The sequence below is a fragment of the Thermomicrobium sp. CFH 73360 genome, from assembly GCF_023806465.1.
Taxonomy (GTDB): domain Bacteria; phylum Chloroflexota; class Chloroflexia; order Thermomicrobiales; family Thermomicrobiaceae; genus Thermomicrobium.
This window is the reverse complement of record NZ_JAMSLS010000006.1, coordinates 27,765-46,881: the sequence shown is the minus strand read 5'-3', so window position 1 is coordinate 46,881 and position 19,117 is coordinate 27,765. Positions and strand designations below refer to the sequence as shown.

Genomic DNA, 19,117 nt, shown 5'->3' with positions numbered 1-19,117 from the left:
ACATCGGGGCGATCGCTCGTCTTCTAATCATGGAGAACGCGGAGCACTGAAGTCCCTGATCGTCGCCCTTCGCAGCCTGCCGAGAAGCTCCTACGAGACGACGCCCCTTGGAGTCAACAACCCTTCCACCCGTTCACCGCGATTTCGTGAGGGCATCGTCTCTTGCTTCAGAGCAACCCTGCCTTGGCAAAGGCGAGTAGGAACACGCCGGCGACGATACCCAGCGCGAGTACCACACCCAACAGGCGCAGGAACCACAGCGGCATGGGGTCCCCTACAGATCCTCTTAGCCGATGCCACGCTGCTCGGCAAGCTGCCGCGTCAACGACGCATGCCCAAGATGTTCGCGGTTGTGCCCGATGGCATGGAGAAGCCAGCGCATGCCGGTGAACCGCCGCCCCAGCCGATCGTTCGGCGGCGTCCACTCACGCAGCAACGTGTCCGCCGTCAACCGCTCGAGGCGTGCGAGACTCTCCCCTTCAGTGTGGTCAATCAACTCAAGCAAAGCTGTGTCACTCGGCGCCTCGTAGCGAAACCACCGCTCACGGTCACGCTCGACCGCTTCATGCACTGCCGCAGCCACAAGATAACGCTCTGCATCCAGGAGATGCCCGACCAACACGGCGAGGGAATTCATCTCCGGTCCCGGTGACCAGTTGAGGACCGCCGGGCTGAGTCCACGGACGAGTTCTCGCAACACCTGGTGCTGCTCACGCAAGGTCGCTGCCACCGCTTCCCGCACCGCCGTCACCAACTCGCCGCTCACCGCGTCCTCCTTTCGCGGCGCAACCGCTCCACTTCCCACCGGCCCTGCCGCTCCGCCTCTTCCTCAAGATCTTGGTAGATCGCCCGATAGCGCTCGTACCGTCCAGCATCGATCTCGCCGGCTTCGACCGCAGCTCGAACGGCACATCCAGGCTCGTCAAGATGCCGACAATCACGGTAGGCACATGAGCCGAGATACCGCCGAAATTCCCGGTAATACTGTCCCAGTTCCTCCGGCAGCACTGCCCACAGATGCAACACCCCGATCCCCGGAGTATCGACGAGAAATGTCCGCTCGTCGAGTTGGATCAGCTCGCTCGCCGTCGTCGTGTGCCTGCCACGACCAGTCGCCTCACTCACCGCACCGATCCGGAGCTCCAGCTCCGGTCGGAACGCTTTCACGAGGCTCGTCTTCCCCACTCCCGACGGCCCAGCGAGCGCGGAGAGCTTCCCCTCGAGCATCCGCCAGAGCTCTTCCAGCCCGATCCTCGTCACGACACTCGTCTCGACCACCGGATAGCCGATCGCTCGGTACGGTGCGAGTGCCGCCCGTGCGCGTCCCTCCGGATCCAGGTCAACTTTATTCAAACAGATCACCGTCGGGAGTTCTTGCGATTCAGCAACCACAAGGAAGCGATCCAACATTCCAAAGCTGAGTTCTGGCTGCGCCGCCGCGAAGACCGCCACGAACTGATCGAGATTGGCCACAATCACCTGTGCCACCTCGCGGTCGCGCGCTCGCCGCATCAGCGCTCGCCGTCGCGGCGCAACCGCCTCGATCACCCCTTCTCCTGGCCCGACAATCCGCACCTCCACGCGGTCACCGACGACAACTAAGTCTTCCCGCCGCCGCTCCCGCTTGAGTGCTCCGCGCACGACACAGCGGATGACACCCTGCGCTGTCCAGACGTCGTAAAACGGCCCACGTACTCGAACGACGACATTCTCTGGCCACGACTCCTTCGTGTGCTCCACCTCTTCCGCCACCAGTTCCCCCTCGAGATTCTCACGAGCGCGACGTCTGGAGCTGTTCGCTCAGTACCACCGGCGCGACCTGCCGTCCATCGCCTCGCACCGGCAACGACTGCACCGCGAGAATTGCCAGGACACCAAAGAGCATCGTCACCACAGCGGCATGGCCCAGAATACTCATCAGGCTCATGCGACTGAACACCACCCACGCCCCGGTTGCCGACTGCACCAGGAGGAGTCCAAGTGCGAGCATGCCACTGGACACGAGATCCCCACGTCGACGCCGGAGTTCCGAGTCACTGCTAAGCCGCACCACGAGCACGAGGAGACCGAGCGTAAGGATGAGCGCACTCAGCCGATGCAGGAAGACGATCCCGGTGGCTCCACTGAGCTCCGGTATCAACTGCCCTTGGCAAAGCGGCCAATCCAGACAGGCCAGGCTCGCGTTCGAGTGCCGGACGTAGGCACCGAGATACACCACTGCGTACGTGCCAACGAGCAACGCCCAGGCCCCCCGCGTCACTGTCTGAGGTGCCCCGGAGGCCCGCCGACGGCGCAAGGCCTCACCCCGCGTCAGCACCAACGCCAGCACTAGCGCACTCGCGAACACTGTCAGCGACACTCCGAAGTGCACCGCCATCACTAACGGGTGCCGCGGCGCGAGAACCGCTGCCGCACCAAGCGCCGACTGCAGAAGGAGCGTCCCAACCAACAATCCGGCCACGATCCGCGCCTCCCACCGGGCAAATACTTGCCGCCGCTCGATCGCCACAAGCACGAGCAAAACGACCAAGAGAAGCCCGCTCGCTAGTGTCGTTACCCGGTGGCTATACTCGATGATCCCCTCCATCGTTAGCGGCGGGAGGAAACGACCGTGGCAAAGCGGCCACGACTCCCCGCACCCAAACCCTGACCCGGTCGCGGTCACTGTCGCACCGAGGAGAACCACCAGACCCATCGCAATGGCATTCGCCCAGGCCAGTCGCCCAATCCATCGGTCTCGTCGTGGCGTCTTCATCGGAGTACTCCCTAACGTTCCTCTCGCGTCTCCCGCCTTCTCGGGAAGGATAACCGACCGCTTTTCGCGGTGCATCGCTCTCAGGACCATCCTGGCTCCCTTTCTTGGGCACAAAGACTTCGCCTTCGCCCGGAGGACTGAGCGCCACCGCATGGTCCACTGGACACCCCTCGTGACTCATTGCATACGGAAAATCGTATATATTAAACTCCACTGCGTAGGCCAGACATCCCGCTTGGACGAAGCGTTCACCTGACCATGACCGCAGTCATTCTGAACCCATGACCACACGAGAGAGGACGGCAAATGCAACACGACCGGGATATCCCCACTGGTGACTCTTCACCCCAAAGAGTCACTCGTCGCACGAGAGCCATTTCGCTGCTAGAAAGCAGCACTAACACCGCGGTCGCGCACCCTGGCCTCGGCGAATGCACATCGTATTGCGGGACCACGGTGCAGCAGCCGGATCAGCTCTTCCCCACTCCGGGTGGAAATACCCTTACCACGTTCCCTGGTTACCTCAACGCGAAGCACGCCCATCAAGCTTGTGGCTCTCTTCGGTCCACCCGGTGGCATTACCCGCAACCTGCTCGTCCCGCTCCTCATCGGAGACGGCAGGTGATCGTACGACCCCTGGCGACTCTCTTCGAACTCCGGCGAGCTGTGCTGCAACGCCCTTTGAACAGTGGCCTGATCCCTGGGCTCTGCTGCTTCGTCGGCGCAGTGACCCCGCTCAAGCTTGGAGGTTGGGTACAGCACCACGTTGCGCTGCCCAAACGGAGCAACACCGTCATCTCGTGCAGGAGGCAGACACTGCAAAAGGAAGGCCGCGATGACTGATGAGCCAGCGCTCCACGACGGCCGAGATGCGCTTTGCCCCACCTGTCACGACAAATCACTTCCCCACTCCCAGACGCACAATTCCCCTGCTGATCAGCCACGTGATGGTACGCGACCTCATAGCCGGCTTCTCCGTCCGTCTCAGGAGTTCCAGCAAGCAAGGGACGTTCCAACGACCACTGTCGACCCTCCGGAGACAACCCGCAGCGACTTCCACCGGCAACGCGTGCTACTCGTCAACGCCTCTCACACCTTCGATACAGATCTCCTGATCATCGGTGGCGGTAGCGCCGGCTTCGCTGCAGCGATCGAGGCTCGACAACTGGGCGCCCGGGTCATCATGGTCGAACAGAGTACGCTCGGCGGCACCTGCGTGAATGCTGGCTGTGTTCCAAGCAAGTTCTTTCTCCGCGCTGCGGAACTCGCTCATCTTGCCGCGACCCACCCCTACCGTGGCATCGAGACCAGCCTCGACGCAGTCGATCTGGCCGCACTGCGTCGCCAGCAGCATACGCTGATCGCCGCACTCCGCGCCGAGAAGTACGAGGCGCTTGTCGATTACTACGGCTGGGAGCTCATCCGTGGCACGGCCTCTTTCCTCGATCCCGAAACAGTGGTTGTTCGCCAACGACGCATCCGACCCCGTGCCACCCTCCTCGCCACCGGCGCTCGTCCAGCCATTCCTCCACTTCCAGGGCTCCTCGACGTCCCCTTTCTGACCAGCACCAGCGCGCTCGATCTCGAGCGTCTGCCCCGTTCTCTCGTCATCCTTGGTGCTGGCTTCGTCGCGCTTGAACTTGGCCAAGCGTTCCAACGCCTTGGTGCCGCAGTAACGCTTGTCCAGCGACGCCCTCGGCTTCTCCCCGAGGTCGAGCCAGAAATCGCCGAAGCGCTCCAGCAGGCCCTCGCCAGCGAAGGCCTCCAGTTTCTGCTCGGCACGCAGGTCCAGCGCATCGACCGCACACCCTCGGGCATACGCCTCCTCATCACCCGAGGAGAACGCGAAGAGACACTCGATGCCGACGCCGTGCTCGTGGCCAGTGGACGCCTCCCGAATACCGAAGCGCTCAATCTTCCTCCTGCTCAGATCGCTGTCGACAACCGCGGTGCGCCGATCATCGATGCCACGCTGCGCACAACGAATCCGCGCGTCTACGCCGCGGGCGACGTTGTGCTCACCCCTCAGTTCGTCTCCGTTGCCGCGGCAGCCGGCCGAATTGCCACACGAAACGCACTCCTCGGGGAGAACCGGCCGTTCAATCTCGCTGCTGTCCCGGCCGTGCTCTTTACCGACCCGCAACTCGCCACGGTCGGACTCACACGAGCCCAGGCCATAGCTGCTGGATACGATCTCCGCACTGGCTTCGCTCCCGCGGCGGTGATCGCTCGGGAACGCGTCAACTTTCAGCCCTACGGCGGTGTCCTTGTCCTGGCTGACAGCGAAAGTGGGCACCTGCTCAGCGTCCAAGCCGTCGCCAGTGCGGCTGGCGAGCTCATCGATGCTGCAGCGCTGGCCATTGCTCACCGCTTGACCCTCAATGACCTACGCGAGCACCTCGCCCCTTACTTGACCTGTGCCGAGGGTCTGCGCCTCGCGGCTCTTGCCGCCAGTCAGGATATTGCGCACCTCTCGTGTTGCGCCTGATCAGCTGGTACGCGAGGATGAGCGATCGCCGCAACGAAGAGAAGAAAGGGACCGGTCAAGGAAGCAGTACGGCAACCAGGCGATCAGATGTACCGGCAGCATCCCGCACGATGCCGCTCTCGGAGCGGCACCGTGCGCAGACAACTTCTTGCTATCCCTCGTTTACCGTGACAGCCGCACGCCCTCGGGCACCAGCCCCAGAAGGCGCAAGAACGCCTCAATCTTTTCGAGTTCCCACATCGTGAGATCGACGGTCACTGTCATAGTCACCGTGACCGGCACGCGACCGGCCGCTTCACTTGTCCCCTCCCCGGCGAGGCGTCGTGACATCTCCGACTGGACCTCCGCGTGTTCGGTCTGTTCCTCGCCTGCCTCTTCTGAAACATCCCGCAACGGTTCCGCTCGCGCCAGTAACGGGCGGAGTACTCGAACCTGCTCTTCGAGAGCCGGTGCAAGGACCAGCCGCGACGGCTGGCCCCGCACACCACGGCGGAAGACGCCCAGCCCAGCCTCCTCAGCAAGCTTGAAGAAGAACGTGCGCGCCTCCTCGACTCGGTTGCGCGGCTGTCCGAGGCGCAGCTCTACCTGCCAGACCCGCTCGACCCACGGCCCATCCATGACACTGAGTCCCTCGCGGAGTGCTCGTTCGATCGCGCCCCCGTAGGGTGGATAGCTCAGGACGACCCGCGCGAGCTCCCGTCGGCGCTCCGCCGCATCTGTGGCGTAGGCAAGTCGCCGTCCAATCTCGGTCAAGCGCACCTCGGCGTCATCCCGCTCGATCAACCCCAACTGCTCCAGCGCATTCAACGTCTCACGCAGCGGCTCTCCACCTCCCAAGCGGGCCTCCAAAACACTGCGATCAACTCCACGTCCCTTGGCGTACTCGAGCACTTGGAACAACAAGCGCGGATCGGTACGATAGGGCAAGAGAATGGCCATCTCCACTCCTCCCGTACATCCTCACGCGACTATACTAGCACCTTTCCAGTGGCTGCGCAAGTGATAGTTCCATGCGTTCTTCCAGTAACGAGTCACGCGCACGACGGTTGCCTTTCCGCTGTGCGCACTTCGGACCAAGATCGTCTTTGGAACCTCGAGGTGTCCACAGCCCACAGCCTGTTCGTGTTTGTGGTCCTGCTCTGCTGCCTGCATCTGGCCGTTCCAGGGATTGCCACCCGAGCGAGACATCCACTTACTTCAAGCGACGAGGACGCGCCATCGACCGCTGACGCGAGTTGTCCGCGAGACAGCGACTGGATAGGCACGCGAACGTTCCTCGCGCAGGGCAACGCCCCTTTTGCACTTCACCACTCGCTCAGCACCGCAACACAGCACGCTCTGCTGCGCTCCGAACCACAACCCATCGATCACACCACAATTCCGAAATTCTGCGTGCTGGATCCACGGGAGCATGAGTGTGCTCCCGCCGTCGGCCTGTGTTCTCCACCTCTTGGACGATTCTTGGCTCTGCCTTCCAATATTTCACAGCAAACTCCATTCTGTGATGGTTCCTGGAACGCCCCAATCGCCTGCGTAACAACTTGGTCGGCACGCCAGCGTGCACGAAGCGATCCGGCACGGTACGTCAAACTCGTATCCGCGATACGCATCGACCATGTCATACTCATCACGCGAGAGGCAAGGGAGACGACGGTAGCAGCCTCATCAGAGGCGGCAATCCGGCCCGGCTCCAAAGTGCGCCAGCCTGGGCGATTTTCTCACCTGCACAGGATCGACTGCTCCAGTGATTCCTCCACAGTCGACTTTGTCCGCTTTCCGCCCACAAAAACAGTGTTTCTTCTTGGGGAGCAGAACTGCGCAGCGGCGAGCAGCGTGCGGGCTTGGGAATCGTACGTCGGGGGTGCTCGCCCAGCTCGCTTCGTCCACCATTCGCACCGATCGCTGCAAAAGAGGCAACACAGCCGCAATCCCGCAGCTAGCACTCTTACCCAGGGAACGAGCCTTCCTCACAGCATCCGCGCCATCTTCCGCAAAAACATCCTCACAGGACGCAGCTCCTCCGGCACTTTCCATCGTCTCGGCCACACGCACCGCCGATGCGATCCCCTCCACCTCCGAATGGCGATCGCCGCGTCATGGCTTTCCTGGCAGAGGACTGGTATTGGAGAGCACACCCCCACCACAGAGAGCGCCCACTGAACGAGGTGGAGCAAAGGAGGTACTGCGTGAAGAATGTGATGAAAGGGACTGCTGCCTTGATTCAAGTAGCGCGTGCCTCTATGCTAGAGAACGAGCGGAGTGCGGGAAGGGGCCAGAGGATGTCCGATCGCCCGGTGGCCCCAGCCGACCAACAGGAGCGAAGCGGCGAGGACAGTCGCCGACGCGGCTGGTTCTGGCACTGGAACACCATCATCACCCAGTTCGCACCCCTGATCGGGCTCAAAGGTGTGGGGTTGCTCAACTCCTACACTGTCTGGACCGATCGTCGCGAGCATTCGCCCTATCGCGGCTACGCCTTCCCCTCCCAGCAGGCCGAGGCTGCCTTCTACGGTGAGGATCGTGCCGAACTCATCACCATCAACAAAATCCTCGTCGCGCTCGATCTCATTGAGATCCGGAAGGAAATGGTCACACGCACCGACGAGGCCGGTCGCCGCTGGCGGGTACCGCATAATTTCTATCGAGTCAAAGATCGCCCCGAAGGGTTTGTGCTCAGCGCTGAGGCCGTCCTGCGCGTCGTGGAACTCGCCACGCGCGACGAAGCAGTGTATCGCTACATCCGCCACATCTTTTCGCCCCGCTTCGCCCCGATCGACCGCGAGAATGTCTGGCACCAAATCCTTCCCATCGTCCGCCGCAACCCACTCTGGCAGCAACTTGCTGCCCGTGCCGCAGCCGAAGATGCCCGCTTCTCCGCTCGCACTCGCGCTGGTCATGCCCGACGGAAGGCCGCGCAGGTGTCCACTGAGACACCATCCACGGTTGCACAGAGCAACGATGGTTCCTCAACCAGTGTTGATGACAGCAACAACGGTTCGCCAGCCGTTGTTGCTCCCTCCAACCATGCTCTGCCTCGAGAAAGCCAAACCACAGTTGGCCCGTCCAACAGAGAGGAGGCAAGCAGTGTTGCTCCAGCCGACAGAACGTATAACCAAGCTTTGGCAACGACTACGACGAGCGTTTCTCCTGCCCCGGATTTCCCACCCGCCGATGCCGCCGGTCCACTGCTCGAACCGTCGCCGGAGGTTGTCACCTGCTTTGAGGCAGCCAATGCCCGCCCTGCCTCCCCGCTCGAGCGCACCCTCCTCGCAGAGCTCGAGCGGGAATTTCTCCCACTTGCGACAAGTCGGGGCCAAAGCGCAGCCGAGCTCCTCGTTGCAGCCATTCGCGAGGCAGTGGCCAGCGGCTCGCGCTATGTCGCACCGAAGCGGATCCGAGAGATCCTCTCGCGCTGGTCGCGTCATTCCCTTCGGGCGAGCGACACAGCTTCCCACGCAGTGAACCACGGCGGGAGCGGACGGTCATCGGACGCTCTTTCCACTCTCAATGCACTGTCGCTCCAGAACTTGCTGACCTCACCGACCCTCGATCTTCTTGTTGCACGGCTGGAGGAAGCGATTGCGCAGCGTCTTGCCCTACCTCACCTAGCCCAGCATGCTGGTGTTGCCCCGGATTCCCGGACCCCGGAGCGGGCTACGCCTCTCCCCGAGTCATCTCCTGCTCTTGCAGCCATTTGGTCACTCGCTCAGGAGCACTTGAGTGAACGCCTTCCGCCGTCTGCCTTTGCGGAGTGCATTCGGCCGGCACGACTCCTGGCTGCTCCTTCATCAGACGAGCTGGTCCTGGGGGTTCCGAGTGACGCGGTACGGCGCCAATTGGAGCGTCGTTGGCTCGTCGAGGTCCGTGAGATCCTCTCCGCTCTGATGGAACGGCCGGTGACAGTACGGGTCATCCCCTTCGCCGAATGGGATAAGGTCGGATCACGATGAAGCGACGTGAGGTATCCATACGGCTGAAACTGGCACATCGACATCTCGCAGCTCCGGCCTCGTACTGCAGTCAGCCGCGCGCAGCTCTTGTGTCCGAGAATCTTCCCGGTTCGACGCAGTGCATTTCTCGTCGTGTGATTGCAGGCCGCTCACACGATGCCGTCGCGTCCATCCCCCTTCGACGATGGAAGACGCTCTTTCGGAACGCAGCGAGACACCGTCCGATCTCCCTGGGAGGAGTGGGGGCCTGGAAAGATTGGCGAGCCACAGGACGCAAAGCGCGTCGAGGGGCTCACTGTTGAGGATCGTCGAGAAGGAGAGGGCTCTCTGACCGTGATGCCAACCCCACGTGTGCTGATGGGCATTTTGCATCACGCTCACGATCAGCTTCCTCTTCTGCAGCCTGGCAGGTTGCTCTTGTCTCTCAGGACCGCAGGAATGCCCCTCACTGATCCACGTGCTCGGCATCACTCACTGCTCTGCTTCCGGAACGCTGCAACCGAGCCTGGTGGGAGTTTGCCGGCTGACTCTTGCGCTACTCGCTTGGGGTGATCTCTTCCCCAACTGCCACGTGACGGATCCTCTGCTCACTGTGCTATCGATCACGGCTTTACCCCCGACGCGAAACATCCTCGCCAGCGAGCGAGTGCTTCCCCAGCCTGCGCGTGACTACGGCTGCACAGCATCTCCCCACCGACTCGGCGTCACAGCAGAGAATGAGCATCTCTTCCCTGCAGGCAGCCTGTGCCAATGTTCCTGCCCAGTGACCTTATACCAGGGGCAGTGGCATCCCTGGGCGAGCACCACCGGCAGCTGGCGAGCCACGCTGTGGGTGGAGCAGCCATGCTCCAATTGTCTGTACCGATGCATGAGGACTCTTCAGCGCCGCTTGAGCGGGGAGGGGGTGCCGGTGCTGTGTCCAGAGAAGTTCGGCAGCGACTTCCGCTAGCTCTCGGGCCGGATGTTGGATGCAGGCAGCGAGAATTGGTGCGAATTCCGATGTCGAGAGGATTTGCCCCAGTGCCCAAAGGGCATCGGCTCGCACTGGCGCTCGTGCTCCCTCCTCAGTCAGAAGCTCTTGCGCAGCCGGCACGGCGTGGCTCCGTCGTCTGAGGACAACAGCCCACGTCGCACGCCGCACGCGTTGGCATGGATCTCGCACCCATGTGCGCCAGGCAGAAAGCAGAAGTTCTGGTAGCTGGGTGGCTGCCGTCTCAGCTGCCAGTCCCCGTACCACGTCATCTGGATCTGCCAGCGCGACCATGAGGAGCGCTCGTTCGGCCCAGTGCGGGAGTGCGACCTCCCGTGTAGGGTCGGCGACCAGTAGTGTGAGCACGGTTTCCCGCGCCTGTGGTGTTCCGCGGCGGAGGACACGCAGTGCCACGGTGACGAGTACGCTCAGTCCCTCCGTGGCCAACCGCTCCCACAGGGCGAGTGCCGCGTTGCTCCCTGCCAGCCATTCGGCGTGTTCCAGAAGCGTTGGACGCGCAAGACGTTGGACGACCAGCCCAGTGGAGCGGTCTCGTCGGAGGGGGGAAAAATCTTCGCGGAAAGCCAGCAGCTGTTCTGCGAGTGGAGCGGCAGCCTTCGGAGAAAGCTGGGGAAGCACCGTGAGCCGCAGCCAGCGCCGGCCGCTGGATGTTGCAACTGCTGCCGAAATGCCACCCGCCGGGTATGGCAGCTCACAGGTTGTCCACGGTGGCTCGTCGCGAAATGGTCCCTGCTCCATACAGTACCCCTCGCTGCACCAGTCTACGCTCTCGACAACACTCCGTGCGGGTAGCGCTCCTCAGTCTCTGTCCACAGACACTCGTGCCTGCTTGCAGGAACCGAACCCACTGGCTTTGTTCACCCGGGTGGGATCTTCGAAGTTCCATGGTGCCATACCGAACAGGCGACTCAGCCAGGGATTGCCGCAACACGGGATCAAGGTGAACGTGCTTCCAGAGACGACACTCGTGATCTCACCAGACCGGAACGTCTCCTGTTCCGGCGTGCCGCGTTTCGGTGTTGTCCTCTGGTACCATTCCGGCCGATGGAAACGGAATAGAACGACGGAAGGCTTGGACTATGTCGACGTCTCGTGAACTTCCGCCGAGAGCCGGGTCACGTGCAGAGCAGGAGCGGTTGTCGCGGCGTGCTCAGCGCAAGCGTGAGGCCGAGCGTCGTGCTCGCCAACGCCGCCTCCTCCTGGTAATCGTCCCGATCGTCATTGCGCTGGTGGCGGTTGGAATCGGCATCTGGTGGAGCCAGCGCAGCGCTCAGGAGGTCGCGGCTGTCCAGATGCCAGACGTCTCCAAGTACACCAGTGTCCCTCATGATGGCCGCTTCCTGGGTGATCCGAACGCGCCTGTCCACGTCATTGAGTGGGGTGACTACCAGTGTCCAGCCTGCAAGAGCTTCGAGCAACGTTTCTTCCCCACGATCGTTGAACAGTACATCGCAACCGGAAAGGTGCGGTGGGAGTTCCGTGACTTCGCCTTTATCGGGGCGGAATCCACGCGCGCTGCTGAGGCGGCCTACTGTGCACTTGACCAAGGGAAGTTCTGGGAGTTTCACGCGGCACTCTATGCCAACCAGACGGGTGAGAACGTGGGTGCCTTCAGTGACCGTCGTCTTGAGGAGATCGCTCGCGTCGTTGGGCTTGATGTTGGGCAATTTCGTAGCTGCCTACGCGACGGGACGCATAAGGAAGAAGTCCAGCAAATGATCCGGGAGGCGCAGTCGCTCGGCGTCCGCGCTACCCCGTCGTTCAGTGTCAATGGCAGCGCTCCCTTCACCATCCGGAGCTTGGGTGATCTGACACAGCGGATTGAGGAAGCATTACCATGAACCGTTTGCCACGTTGGTCGCTTACCTCCGCCGTGCTTGCCCTAGCCGGGATTGGGGTCGCTGGTTATCTGACTGTCGTTGCCTACGACCAATCTCTGCTGGTCTGTGGCCTCGGGGATTGTTCCACGGTGCAGAACAGTCCGTACGCCAAGATCGCCGGGGTCCCGATTGCTCTCCTTGGTCTTCTCATGTATCTCGCCCTCTTTGCTGTGTCGTTGGCTCGCTGGCGCTGGTGGCGACAGGCAGACGTGCTTACGAGTGCCAATGCCGGGATTGCGCTTGCCGGAACGCTCTACTCGGGCTACCTCACGTACCTGGAACTCTTTGTCATCAACGCAATTTGTCAGTGGTGCGTGGCGAGCGCTGTTCTCGTGACCGCACTTTTCCTTGTCGAGTCCTGGGGATTACGCCAGGTATTGCGTGAGGAGCCGGTGTCCGACCGCGGAGTTGGATCGCCCCCGCGTGCTCATCGTCGGCAGTCAGTCCTGTAGCGAAGGACGAGCGTCTTTCTGCTCATCCAGGCCTCACCCGGCCAGGCTCGCTCACGGTAGCGCTCGGCCATCCGCCAGCCGAGCGGGTGATAGACGGCAACCAGCCCCACAAAAAAGAAGCGTTGTAAGCGCGTGTACCAGGTCGGTGGTAGCGGGTGTACCTCAAATCCGAGTCGTCGCCCCGCTCGCGCAAACAGGGTGATTCCGACGAGTGCCTTCACCTCGTCGAGTTCTCCTCGGGCGATGCGACAGGCCAGTTCGGCCAAGTCCTCCCGAGCCAGCTTTAAGAGTTCCCACGGCAGTTGTGCGCCCGTGAGGGAAAGGGCGAGCAGGCGCCGATTGTCGAAGTGGAGCTCCACCACCCGGTCGCCTGGCTCGATGCGCGTTCCGTCTGCGAGCGTCTTCGCTGGCCCGCGATAGTGGACGATTCGATAGCGGAAGAACCCTCCTGACCGGACGTGCTGTGGCCGCCAGACGAACTCAGTCAACCGTTCCCAACCCAGCCAGACTGCCAACACGCCGATTGCCCGCCCTCCACCGGCGCGCCCCAGCTGGATCAGCCACCAGGGGAACTCCTTCAGTAGCGCCAGCGCCGACCGATGCCGAGTTCGGCGAGGAGCCAGCGGAGGAAGGTGGCCACCAGCCCCAGGCGGAGTGGCCACCGGCGCAGCCGGCGTGGCGACGTCGCGATCCAGCTCGTCGTCAAGTGACAAACTGGGATACCCCTTCCCTGCAACCGCTGCAAGAATTCGCGATCTTCCGCGATCTCGAGCGATTCGTCGAATCCCCCAACACGCTCGAACCAAGCGCGGCTACAGTACAACATCTGGGCGCGGATGCCAAAGTAGGTCTTGCCGACCTCCATCAGATCGAAGAACCAACGGTCGAAGAAGTCGACTGTGTCTGCAATAACGCGGATACTCCCCGCCGGATAGCCTCCATGCTGGTGGGCTACCAGTTCGGCGACCAATGTCGGAGCCATGGCGGAATCGGCATCGAGAAAAAGGAGGAACTCGCCGCGTGCTTCCGCTGCACCACGGTTTTTGGCGCGACTCCGGCCCGGTCGTGGCTCCTGCACCAGGAGAACTCGCAGTGGCTCCAGTGACGGAGCGAGTGTTTCCACTATGCGTGCTGTCCCGTCGTCCGAGCCGTTGTCAACGACGATCGCCTCCAGCCGCTCGAGTGGCCAGGCTTGCAACGCGACCGATCGGAGAGCACGTCCAATGTATGCCTCCTCATTTCGGGCTGGAATCACCACCGAGACATCGACGGCCCTGCTCACCTGCACTTCCGCCTCAATATGGCCAGTCGCGGCCGATTCCGACGAGGGCGAGCAGCCAGTGCAGCGTTGTGACGAGGAGTCCGAGCCGCAGCGGCCAACGGTGCAGTCGTCGCGTCGATGTCCAGACGGCGCTTTCCGTGACGAATCCGACGGGATATCCCGCAGTTTGGATCCGACGCAAGAGGTCGTAGTCCTCGGCCACGCGTAACCCCTCGTTGAACCCCCCGACTGCCCAGAAGACGTCACGGCGCACCGCGCACAGTTGTGTCGGAACGCGCACACGCTCCTTAAGCCACGTCGCGGCGAAGAAAAAGGCGCGGTCGAGGGGGTCGGTCGAGTCAGCCACGACGCGTAAACTCACAGCTGACTCGCCACGGTGGATATGCGCAAGGACGCTCGCGACCATCGTCGGTGCCAGCCGTGAGTCGGCGTCCAAAAAGAGCAGTACACGCCCACGTGCAGATCGAGCTCCACGGTTGCGTGCCCGGCTCACCCCCAGGCGTGGTTCGTGGACGAGGTGGATAAGACGTTCTGGATGGAGGCGGGCGAACCGTTGCACGGCGGTCGCTGTCGGATCAGAGGAACCGTTATCGACGACGATCACCTCCAGCCGCTCTAGTGGCCATGCTTGAGCAAGCACCGAGTGGAGTGCCCGTTCGATGGTCGCCGCTTCGTTACGCGCTGGGATGACGATACTCACGTCAGGTTGTCTCAATCGCTGCGGCATACGTCAAGAGTTCTCCTCCCCGCTCCAGTTCTCGGGCCAACTGGCGCAAGACGCGTCGGCAGACGGATGAGCGTGGGGCTCCCTGGGGGTGGAAAAAGACCGAAATGCGCGGCGCGACCACACGCCAAGGGCCGAGCAGCCGCGCCCCCAGCTGGGCGAGTTCCTCATGCAGCCAGCCGGTACCCATGAAGCCCATCCAGGGAGTGGCGAGTCGACGCTCGTCGCGGACATCAACGAGAAACAGCATCTCAACAAGATAGGCGAAGCTGAGTTCTGCAAGGAGTGCAGGAAGTTCCGGCGTGTGCAGCCAGCCTGGCGGGCAAAACCCCACGGTCTCAAAGCCGAGGTTGGCAAGGAGCTCTCGGCCAGCGAGCAGGCGTGCCCGTTGTTCCTGCCATTCCAAGCTCACGAACTCGGCTACTTCCTGCGCGAACACTGCGGCCCGGGTGACCGTAAGTGGATCACCCCGCCAACGCCCGGCTCGCGCGTGCGTGTATCCATGGAGGACGAGTTCGGAGCCTTTGGCGACTTCCTCTTCAAGCAGCGCAACGAGTTTCGGGTGCCGCCGCACGTCGTCTTGCCCCCGATGGCAGGGGATGACGAGCAGACTCCGTGGCCGTGCGCCGATCGCGTCTAGCTCAGCGAGTAGCCAGCGTAGTTCATCGAGGTACGCCGGTGCCACGTCGTGCACGGAGACGAGTAACTGGCGCACCGCAACCCTCCCCCTCTCACGCCTAATGTTACGCTGTCCCTCACGATTCAGTAATCACTGGGGAGAAAGCGCGGAGAGCACACCAGGCAAGCGTAAGTACCCCTTGGTGGCTGTATGGAACGGTCGCGCTCCTTCCGGTGACAAGAGGCGCGGGACAGCCAATACCACGATGTGCAACCACGAGTTGATGCTCGAGTGTCTTCACCTCCGGAAAAGGGTCGAAGAGGGAGGTCGATGTCTCTGCATTGGATGTAGATATCGTTCGTTTGCCAACAGGGCAGCGAAGACGCTATGGCCTCGCACCGAGGCGAGAGACAGGCCGCCATCGCTCCGCCATACCAGGGCGTGACTCAGTAGGATATCTGCGTGCCCCAGATGATCCATGGCAACAAACCTCCTCCCACGCCATCTTTGGCCACCAATACAGCGAAGCTTACGCCGTGGCGCGAGCTTCGCCTGGAGTAATGGTGCTGTCCCACATGACCATCCGAGTGCCGCAGCGTGAGTCTGCCAAGGCCTCTCGCCGCGCAGCAGCCAAAATGGTCTCCTCCGTTGGCGACCAGCTCGACAGTTCATGGCATCCTCTTGTGTGGGAAACGCTGGCGCTATCCCACAGCGGAGGACGTCTGAACGGTGCGATGAACGAACAACGGCTCCCTTGGAGTGGCATCCACAGTGCTCCAGCATGGACTGCTCGAAGAGCCGCTCAGAGTTATCGAGGCGTCAGCAGTACGGACACGAAGCGCGGCTGTGCTGGGTCGGTGGCTCACAGGAAACGGCTAGGATCGGCTCCACTGAGCACCGTGAGTGTTCCAACCGCACAAAGCGTCGCATCGCTCCGACCTGACGCCCGTCGCCTACTGCAGGGTGGGTAGAGGCGAGTGTCAACGTTACTGCACTGGGGCCGTGACCGGGAGCAAGGTCGCGGCCCCAGTGTGGGTCGGTTACTGCCCTGTGGTGCTTTCGGTCAGTCGCAACAAGAGCCGGACATACGCGCGCGCCATCGTCCGGAAGTCCTCGATCCGATAAGACTCGTTCGGTGCGTGGACGCGGTTGTCGGGCATCCCCCAGGCGAAGAAGAGCATGTCGGCGCCCAGTTCACGCTGGAAGAGCTCAGCGACTGGAATGGTTCCACCAACACGAGTCATCAGTGGTTCCTTACCGTAGAGCTCTCGCAGCACTGCACGAGCGGCTGTCAGCGCCGGATGATCGCGCCGAATGGCGAAGGGGCGGGCGGAGCCCGGGAGGCGAGTGACCTGCACGTCGGCCCACGGGGGGCAGTGTGCCTGGACGTGCTGCTCGATCAAGCTGAGGATCTCGTCGGGATCTTGGTCGGGAACGAGGCGACAGGTGATCTTGAGGTGTGCCTCGCAGGGGGTCACCGTCTTGATTCCCTCGCCCTGGAACCCACCCCAGAAGCCGTTGATGTCAAGTGTTGGCCGAGCCCAGGCGCGCTCGAGCGGCGTGTATCCCGGCTCCCCCCAGAAGGTCTTGGCGCCGATAGTGGCCAAGTAGGCCTCCGGATCAAACGGAACGGCCGCGATCTCCGCCCGCTCTTCTGGCGAGAGTTCGCGCACTGTGTCGTAAAAGCCGGCCACTGCCACACGCCCCTCCGGGGTATGGAACGTTGCTGCCAATTGCACGAGGGTCTGGACGGCGTTGGCGATGACTGCCCCGTATTGCCCAGAATGCATGTCCGTCGCGGCAGTGCGCAAGTCAACTTGGCAGGCGCAGATTCCCTTTGAGGAGAGCGTCAGAGAGGGCTGGTCGTGCCCGTACATCCCGCCATCGGCCGAGACGACCACGTCGCAGGCCAAGAGTTCCCGATACTGCCGCACTGCTCCAGGCATGCTGGGCGAGCCGATCTCTTCCTCGCCCTCGAAGAAGAACTTGAGGTTGACTGGCGGGTACCCGATAATCCGGATGAGTGCCTCGATCCCGCAGAGTGCGGCGAACATGTTGCCTTTGTCGTCTGATGCGCCACGGGCGTAGAGGCGACCGTCGCGCAGTGTCGGCTCGAAGGGCGGTGTCTCCCAGAGATCGAGCGGGTCCGGTGGTTGAACGTCATAGTGTCCGTAGACAAGCACTGTGGGAAGGGTGGGATCGACTATCCACTGGCCGTAGACAATCGGGTTGCGCTCCGTCGGCAAGAGCCGCACGTCCGGGATCCCGAGTGTCCGAAGGCGCTGGGCCACCCACTCGGCGGCGCGCTGGACATCGGTTTGGTGCTGTGGGAGCGCACTGACACTGGGAATGCGGAGGAAATCGCGGAGTGCCTCCAAGTGTTCTGTCTCGTACTGGACCAGAGAGGACTCGCACCGTCGGACGAGCTCTTCCATCATCGGCCTCCTTTCCGGGGCGGAGTATCGCAGACCGTGTCGGATTGTGCAGTACGGGAAGACCTGTATTCCCGTACGACTGGAAAACTTGATCAATGGGCGTACCTAAGGGGGAATCTATGCTCAGGTCACGGCGACTCGCAGTCACATCGATCATGGTCATTATCGCGGCGCTTCTCTTGCCGGTGCTTCCGGTAGGAGCAAGTCAACAGCCGGGGCTCAGTGTCGCTTTCTGGCGGACATGGGCCCGAACGGATCGGCCAGTGGCGGAAGGACGGGCGGCTCGCACCTGGATGTGGGGACCAGCACCGATTAGCAATGTCCTCTTTGAGGAATACGACGAGGCCACAGACCTCTCTGGAGACGTGGTCGGAGTCCGCTGGGTGCAATACTTTGACAAGACCCGCATGGAGGTCACCGACGATGGGGCCGATCCGGTCAACTCCTGGTACGTGACGAACGGTCTCCTCGCCAAAGAACTCATCACCGGGCAGCTCCAACTCGGACACAACCGGTTCTTTCAAGGTCCACCGGCCCAAGTACCGGTTGCTGGCGACCTGAACGACCCGAATGCGCCGACCTATGCCACCTTTGCTCCGCTAATGGGCTACCAACCACTGCCGGTCGGCATGACCATTATCCAGACGGTCGACCGTAACGGCACAGTCGGAGCTGACCAGGCGCTGGCGCGCTTTGGCGTGACCGCTGCTGTGAACGTGCGAGAGACAAACCACACGGTGGCTAGTGTCTTCTGGGACTTCATGAATGCCCGTGGTACGGTCTATGTCGACGGCACCTTCCGTGAGGACCGTCTCTTCGAGAATCCCTTCTACGCGACGGGCCTACCCTTGACCGAGGCCTACTGGACGACGGTGCTGGTCGGCGGTGCCCCAAAGCGAGTACTCGTCCAGGTCTTCGAGCGGCGGGTGCTGACGTATACCCCGGACAATCCGCCTGGCTGGCGGGTTGAGGCGGGCAATGTGGGGCTGCACTATTACCAGTGGCGGTATGGACAGCTCGCGCAGCAGCCGGTGACCTGGGACACGGGTCGGCCGGAGGATCTCCCCTATCTTGATGCCGTGGCACCAACGATTGTCCAATTGGCAGCAGGCCTTGGGCCGTTGGATGCGCTCTTGGTCCGCCCTGCCCCAGAGAACCCCTCGTGGCGCTCTGAAGTGGAGCGTCGGCTGATCTTTTTGCAGGATTGCGCACGAGCCATGCGCGAGGCAACGCCGTCACCGATGCTATCGGGATGGCACGCGCAACTGATGGTCGGCCTCGAACTCCTGGAAGTTGGGGCGAGTAAGGTGCGTCGCGGCCTCGACCAGCGCAATGTCAGCCTTATTCTGGAAGGCTATCAACAAATGGACGAGGGACGCGCTGCGATCCTCGACGCGCTCCGTGTCTTTCCCACACTGCTCGCTGCCGGAACATCCAGCGATCCCCATGGAGCCGCAGTGTCAGGGGAGTCAGGCGTGACTCGGACACTGCCCCTCCGAGCAGGGGCATGGTATGCCGACCCAGTCCAGGCCTGACAGGAC

16 protein-coding genes are annotated in these 19,117 nt (G+C 62.4%); 5 read left to right on the top strand and 11 right to left on the bottom strand.

From position 1 onward, the window contains the following. Nucleotides 1–286 precede the first annotated feature (286 nt). The 3 genes from NET03_RS10790 to NET03_RS10780 are packed head-to-tail and all read right to left on the bottom strand — an operon-like array spanning nt 287 to nt 2,755. Nucleotides 287–766, bottom strand: coding sequence for a DinB family protein (locus tag NET03_RS10790; RefSeq protein WP_252128931.1), 480 nt, complete (start codon nt 764–766; stop codon nt 287–289). Beyond that, nucleotides 763–1,752, bottom strand: a complete 990-nt coding sequence (rsgA, locus tag NET03_RS10785) for a ribosome small subunit-dependent GTPase A (RefSeq protein WP_252128930.1) — start codon at nt 1,750–1,752, stop codon at nt 763–765. The genes NET03_RS10790 and rsgA overlap by 4 nt, the downstream gene beginning before the upstream one ends. 19 nt (nt 1,753–1,771) lie before the next feature. Next, nucleotides 1,772–2,755, bottom strand: coding sequence for a COX15/CtaA family protein (locus tag NET03_RS10780; RefSeq protein ID WP_252128929.1), 984 nt, complete (start codon nt 2,753–2,755; stop codon nt 1,772–1,774). Nucleotides 2,756–3,590: 835 nt separating this feature from the next. On the opposite strand from NET03_RS10780, the gene merA reads away from it, so the two are divergent. Further along, nucleotides 3,591–5,243 (top strand): mercury(II) reductase, encoded by a 1,653-nt coding sequence (gene merA / locus NET03_RS10775; protein ID WP_252128928.1) that lies wholly within the window; start codon nt 3,591–3,593, stop codon nt 5,241–5,243. Nucleotides 5,244–5,405: 162 nt separating this feature from the next. Here merA and NET03_RS10770 read toward each other — a convergent pair whose 3' ends face one another. Both NET03_RS10770 and NET03_RS10765 read right to left on the bottom strand, forming a co-directional pair. Next, nucleotides 5,406–6,182 carry a hypothetical protein gene (locus NET03_RS10770; protein ID WP_252128927.1) on the bottom strand — a complete coding sequence of 259 codons (777 nt, stop codon included), beginning with the start codon at nt 6,180–6,182 and terminating at the stop codon, nt 5,406–5,408. A gap of 258 nt (nt 6,183–6,440) precedes the next feature. Further along, the gene (locus tag NET03_RS10765) at nt 6,441–6,656 is read right to left on the bottom strand and encodes a hypothetical protein (RefSeq protein ID WP_252128926.1); all 216 of its coding nucleotides are present in this window, start codon (nt 6,654–6,656) and stop codon (nt 6,441–6,443) included. Between the two features lie 866 nt (nt 6,657–7,522). Between NET03_RS10765 and NET03_RS10760 the strand changes: the two genes are divergently transcribed. Further along, nucleotides 7,523–9,193 carry a hypothetical protein gene (locus tag NET03_RS10760; RefSeq protein WP_252128925.1) on the top strand — a complete coding sequence of 557 codons (1,671 nt, stop codon included), beginning with the start codon at nt 7,523–7,525 and terminating at the stop codon, nt 9,191–9,193. A 769-nt stretch (nt 9,194–9,962) separates the two neighbouring features. Here the strand turns inward: NET03_RS10760 and NET03_RS10755 are convergent. Continuing rightward, nucleotides 9,963–10,922 (bottom strand): hypothetical protein, encoded by a 960-nt coding sequence (locus NET03_RS10755; protein WP_252128924.1) that lies wholly within the window; start codon nt 10,920–10,922, stop codon nt 9,963–9,965. Nucleotides 10,923–11,263: 341 nt separating this feature from the next. Here NET03_RS10755 and NET03_RS10750 point away from each other — a divergent pair, with 341 nt between their 5' ends. Both NET03_RS10750 and NET03_RS10745 read left to right on the top strand, forming a co-directional pair. Further along, nucleotides 11,264–12,025 (top strand): DsbA family protein, encoded by a 762-nt coding sequence (locus tag NET03_RS10750; RefSeq protein ID WP_252128923.1) that lies wholly within the window; start codon nt 11,264–11,266, stop codon nt 12,023–12,025. Further along, entirely contained in the window at nt 12,022–12,516 is a 495-nt protein-coding gene (locus NET03_RS10745) for a vitamin K epoxide reductase family protein (RefSeq protein WP_252128922.1), read from the top strand. Before NET03_RS10750 ends, NET03_RS10745 begins: the two co-directional genes overlap by 4 nt. Here NET03_RS10745 and NET03_RS10740 read toward each other — a convergent pair. From NET03_RS10740 to NET03_RS10720, 5 genes are all read right to left on the bottom strand, one after another. After that, nucleotides 12,492–13,178: a YkoP family protein gene (locus NET03_RS10740; protein WP_252129013.1), complete on the bottom strand. Its 687-nt coding sequence runs from the start codon at nt 13,176–13,178 to the stop codon at nt 12,492–12,494. The genes NET03_RS10745 and NET03_RS10740 overlap by 25 nt on opposite strands. After that, nucleotides 13,094–13,798: a glycosyltransferase gene (locus NET03_RS10735; RefSeq protein ID WP_252128921.1), complete on the bottom strand. Its 705-nt coding sequence runs from the start codon at nt 13,796–13,798 to the stop codon at nt 13,094–13,096. The genes NET03_RS10740 and NET03_RS10735 overlap by 85 nt, the downstream gene beginning before the upstream one ends. 13 nt (nt 13,799–13,811) lie before the next feature. Beyond that, nucleotides 13,812–14,525, bottom strand: coding sequence for a glycosyltransferase family 2 protein (locus NET03_RS10730; RefSeq protein ID WP_252128920.1), 714 nt, complete (start codon nt 14,523–14,525; stop codon nt 13,812–13,814). After that, a complete protein-coding gene (locus tag NET03_RS10725; protein WP_252128919.1) occupies nt 14,500–15,237 on the bottom strand; it encodes a polysaccharide deacetylase family protein in 738 nt (245 codons plus the stop codon). The genes NET03_RS10730 and NET03_RS10725 overlap by 26 nt, the downstream gene beginning before the upstream one ends. Nucleotides 15,238–16,181: 944 nt before the next feature. Then, nucleotides 16,182–17,576, bottom strand: a complete 1,395-nt coding sequence (locus tag NET03_RS10720) for a dipeptidase (protein ID WP_353655818.1) — start codon at nt 17,574–17,576, stop codon at nt 16,182–16,184. A 119-nt stretch (nt 17,577–17,695) separates the two neighbouring features. Between NET03_RS10720 and NET03_RS10715 the strand changes: the two genes are divergently transcribed. After that, entirely contained in the window at nt 17,696–19,111 is a 1,416-nt protein-coding gene (locus NET03_RS10715; RefSeq protein WP_252128917.1) for a peptidase domain-containing protein, read from the top strand. Nucleotides 19,112–19,117: the final 6 nt, after the last annotated feature.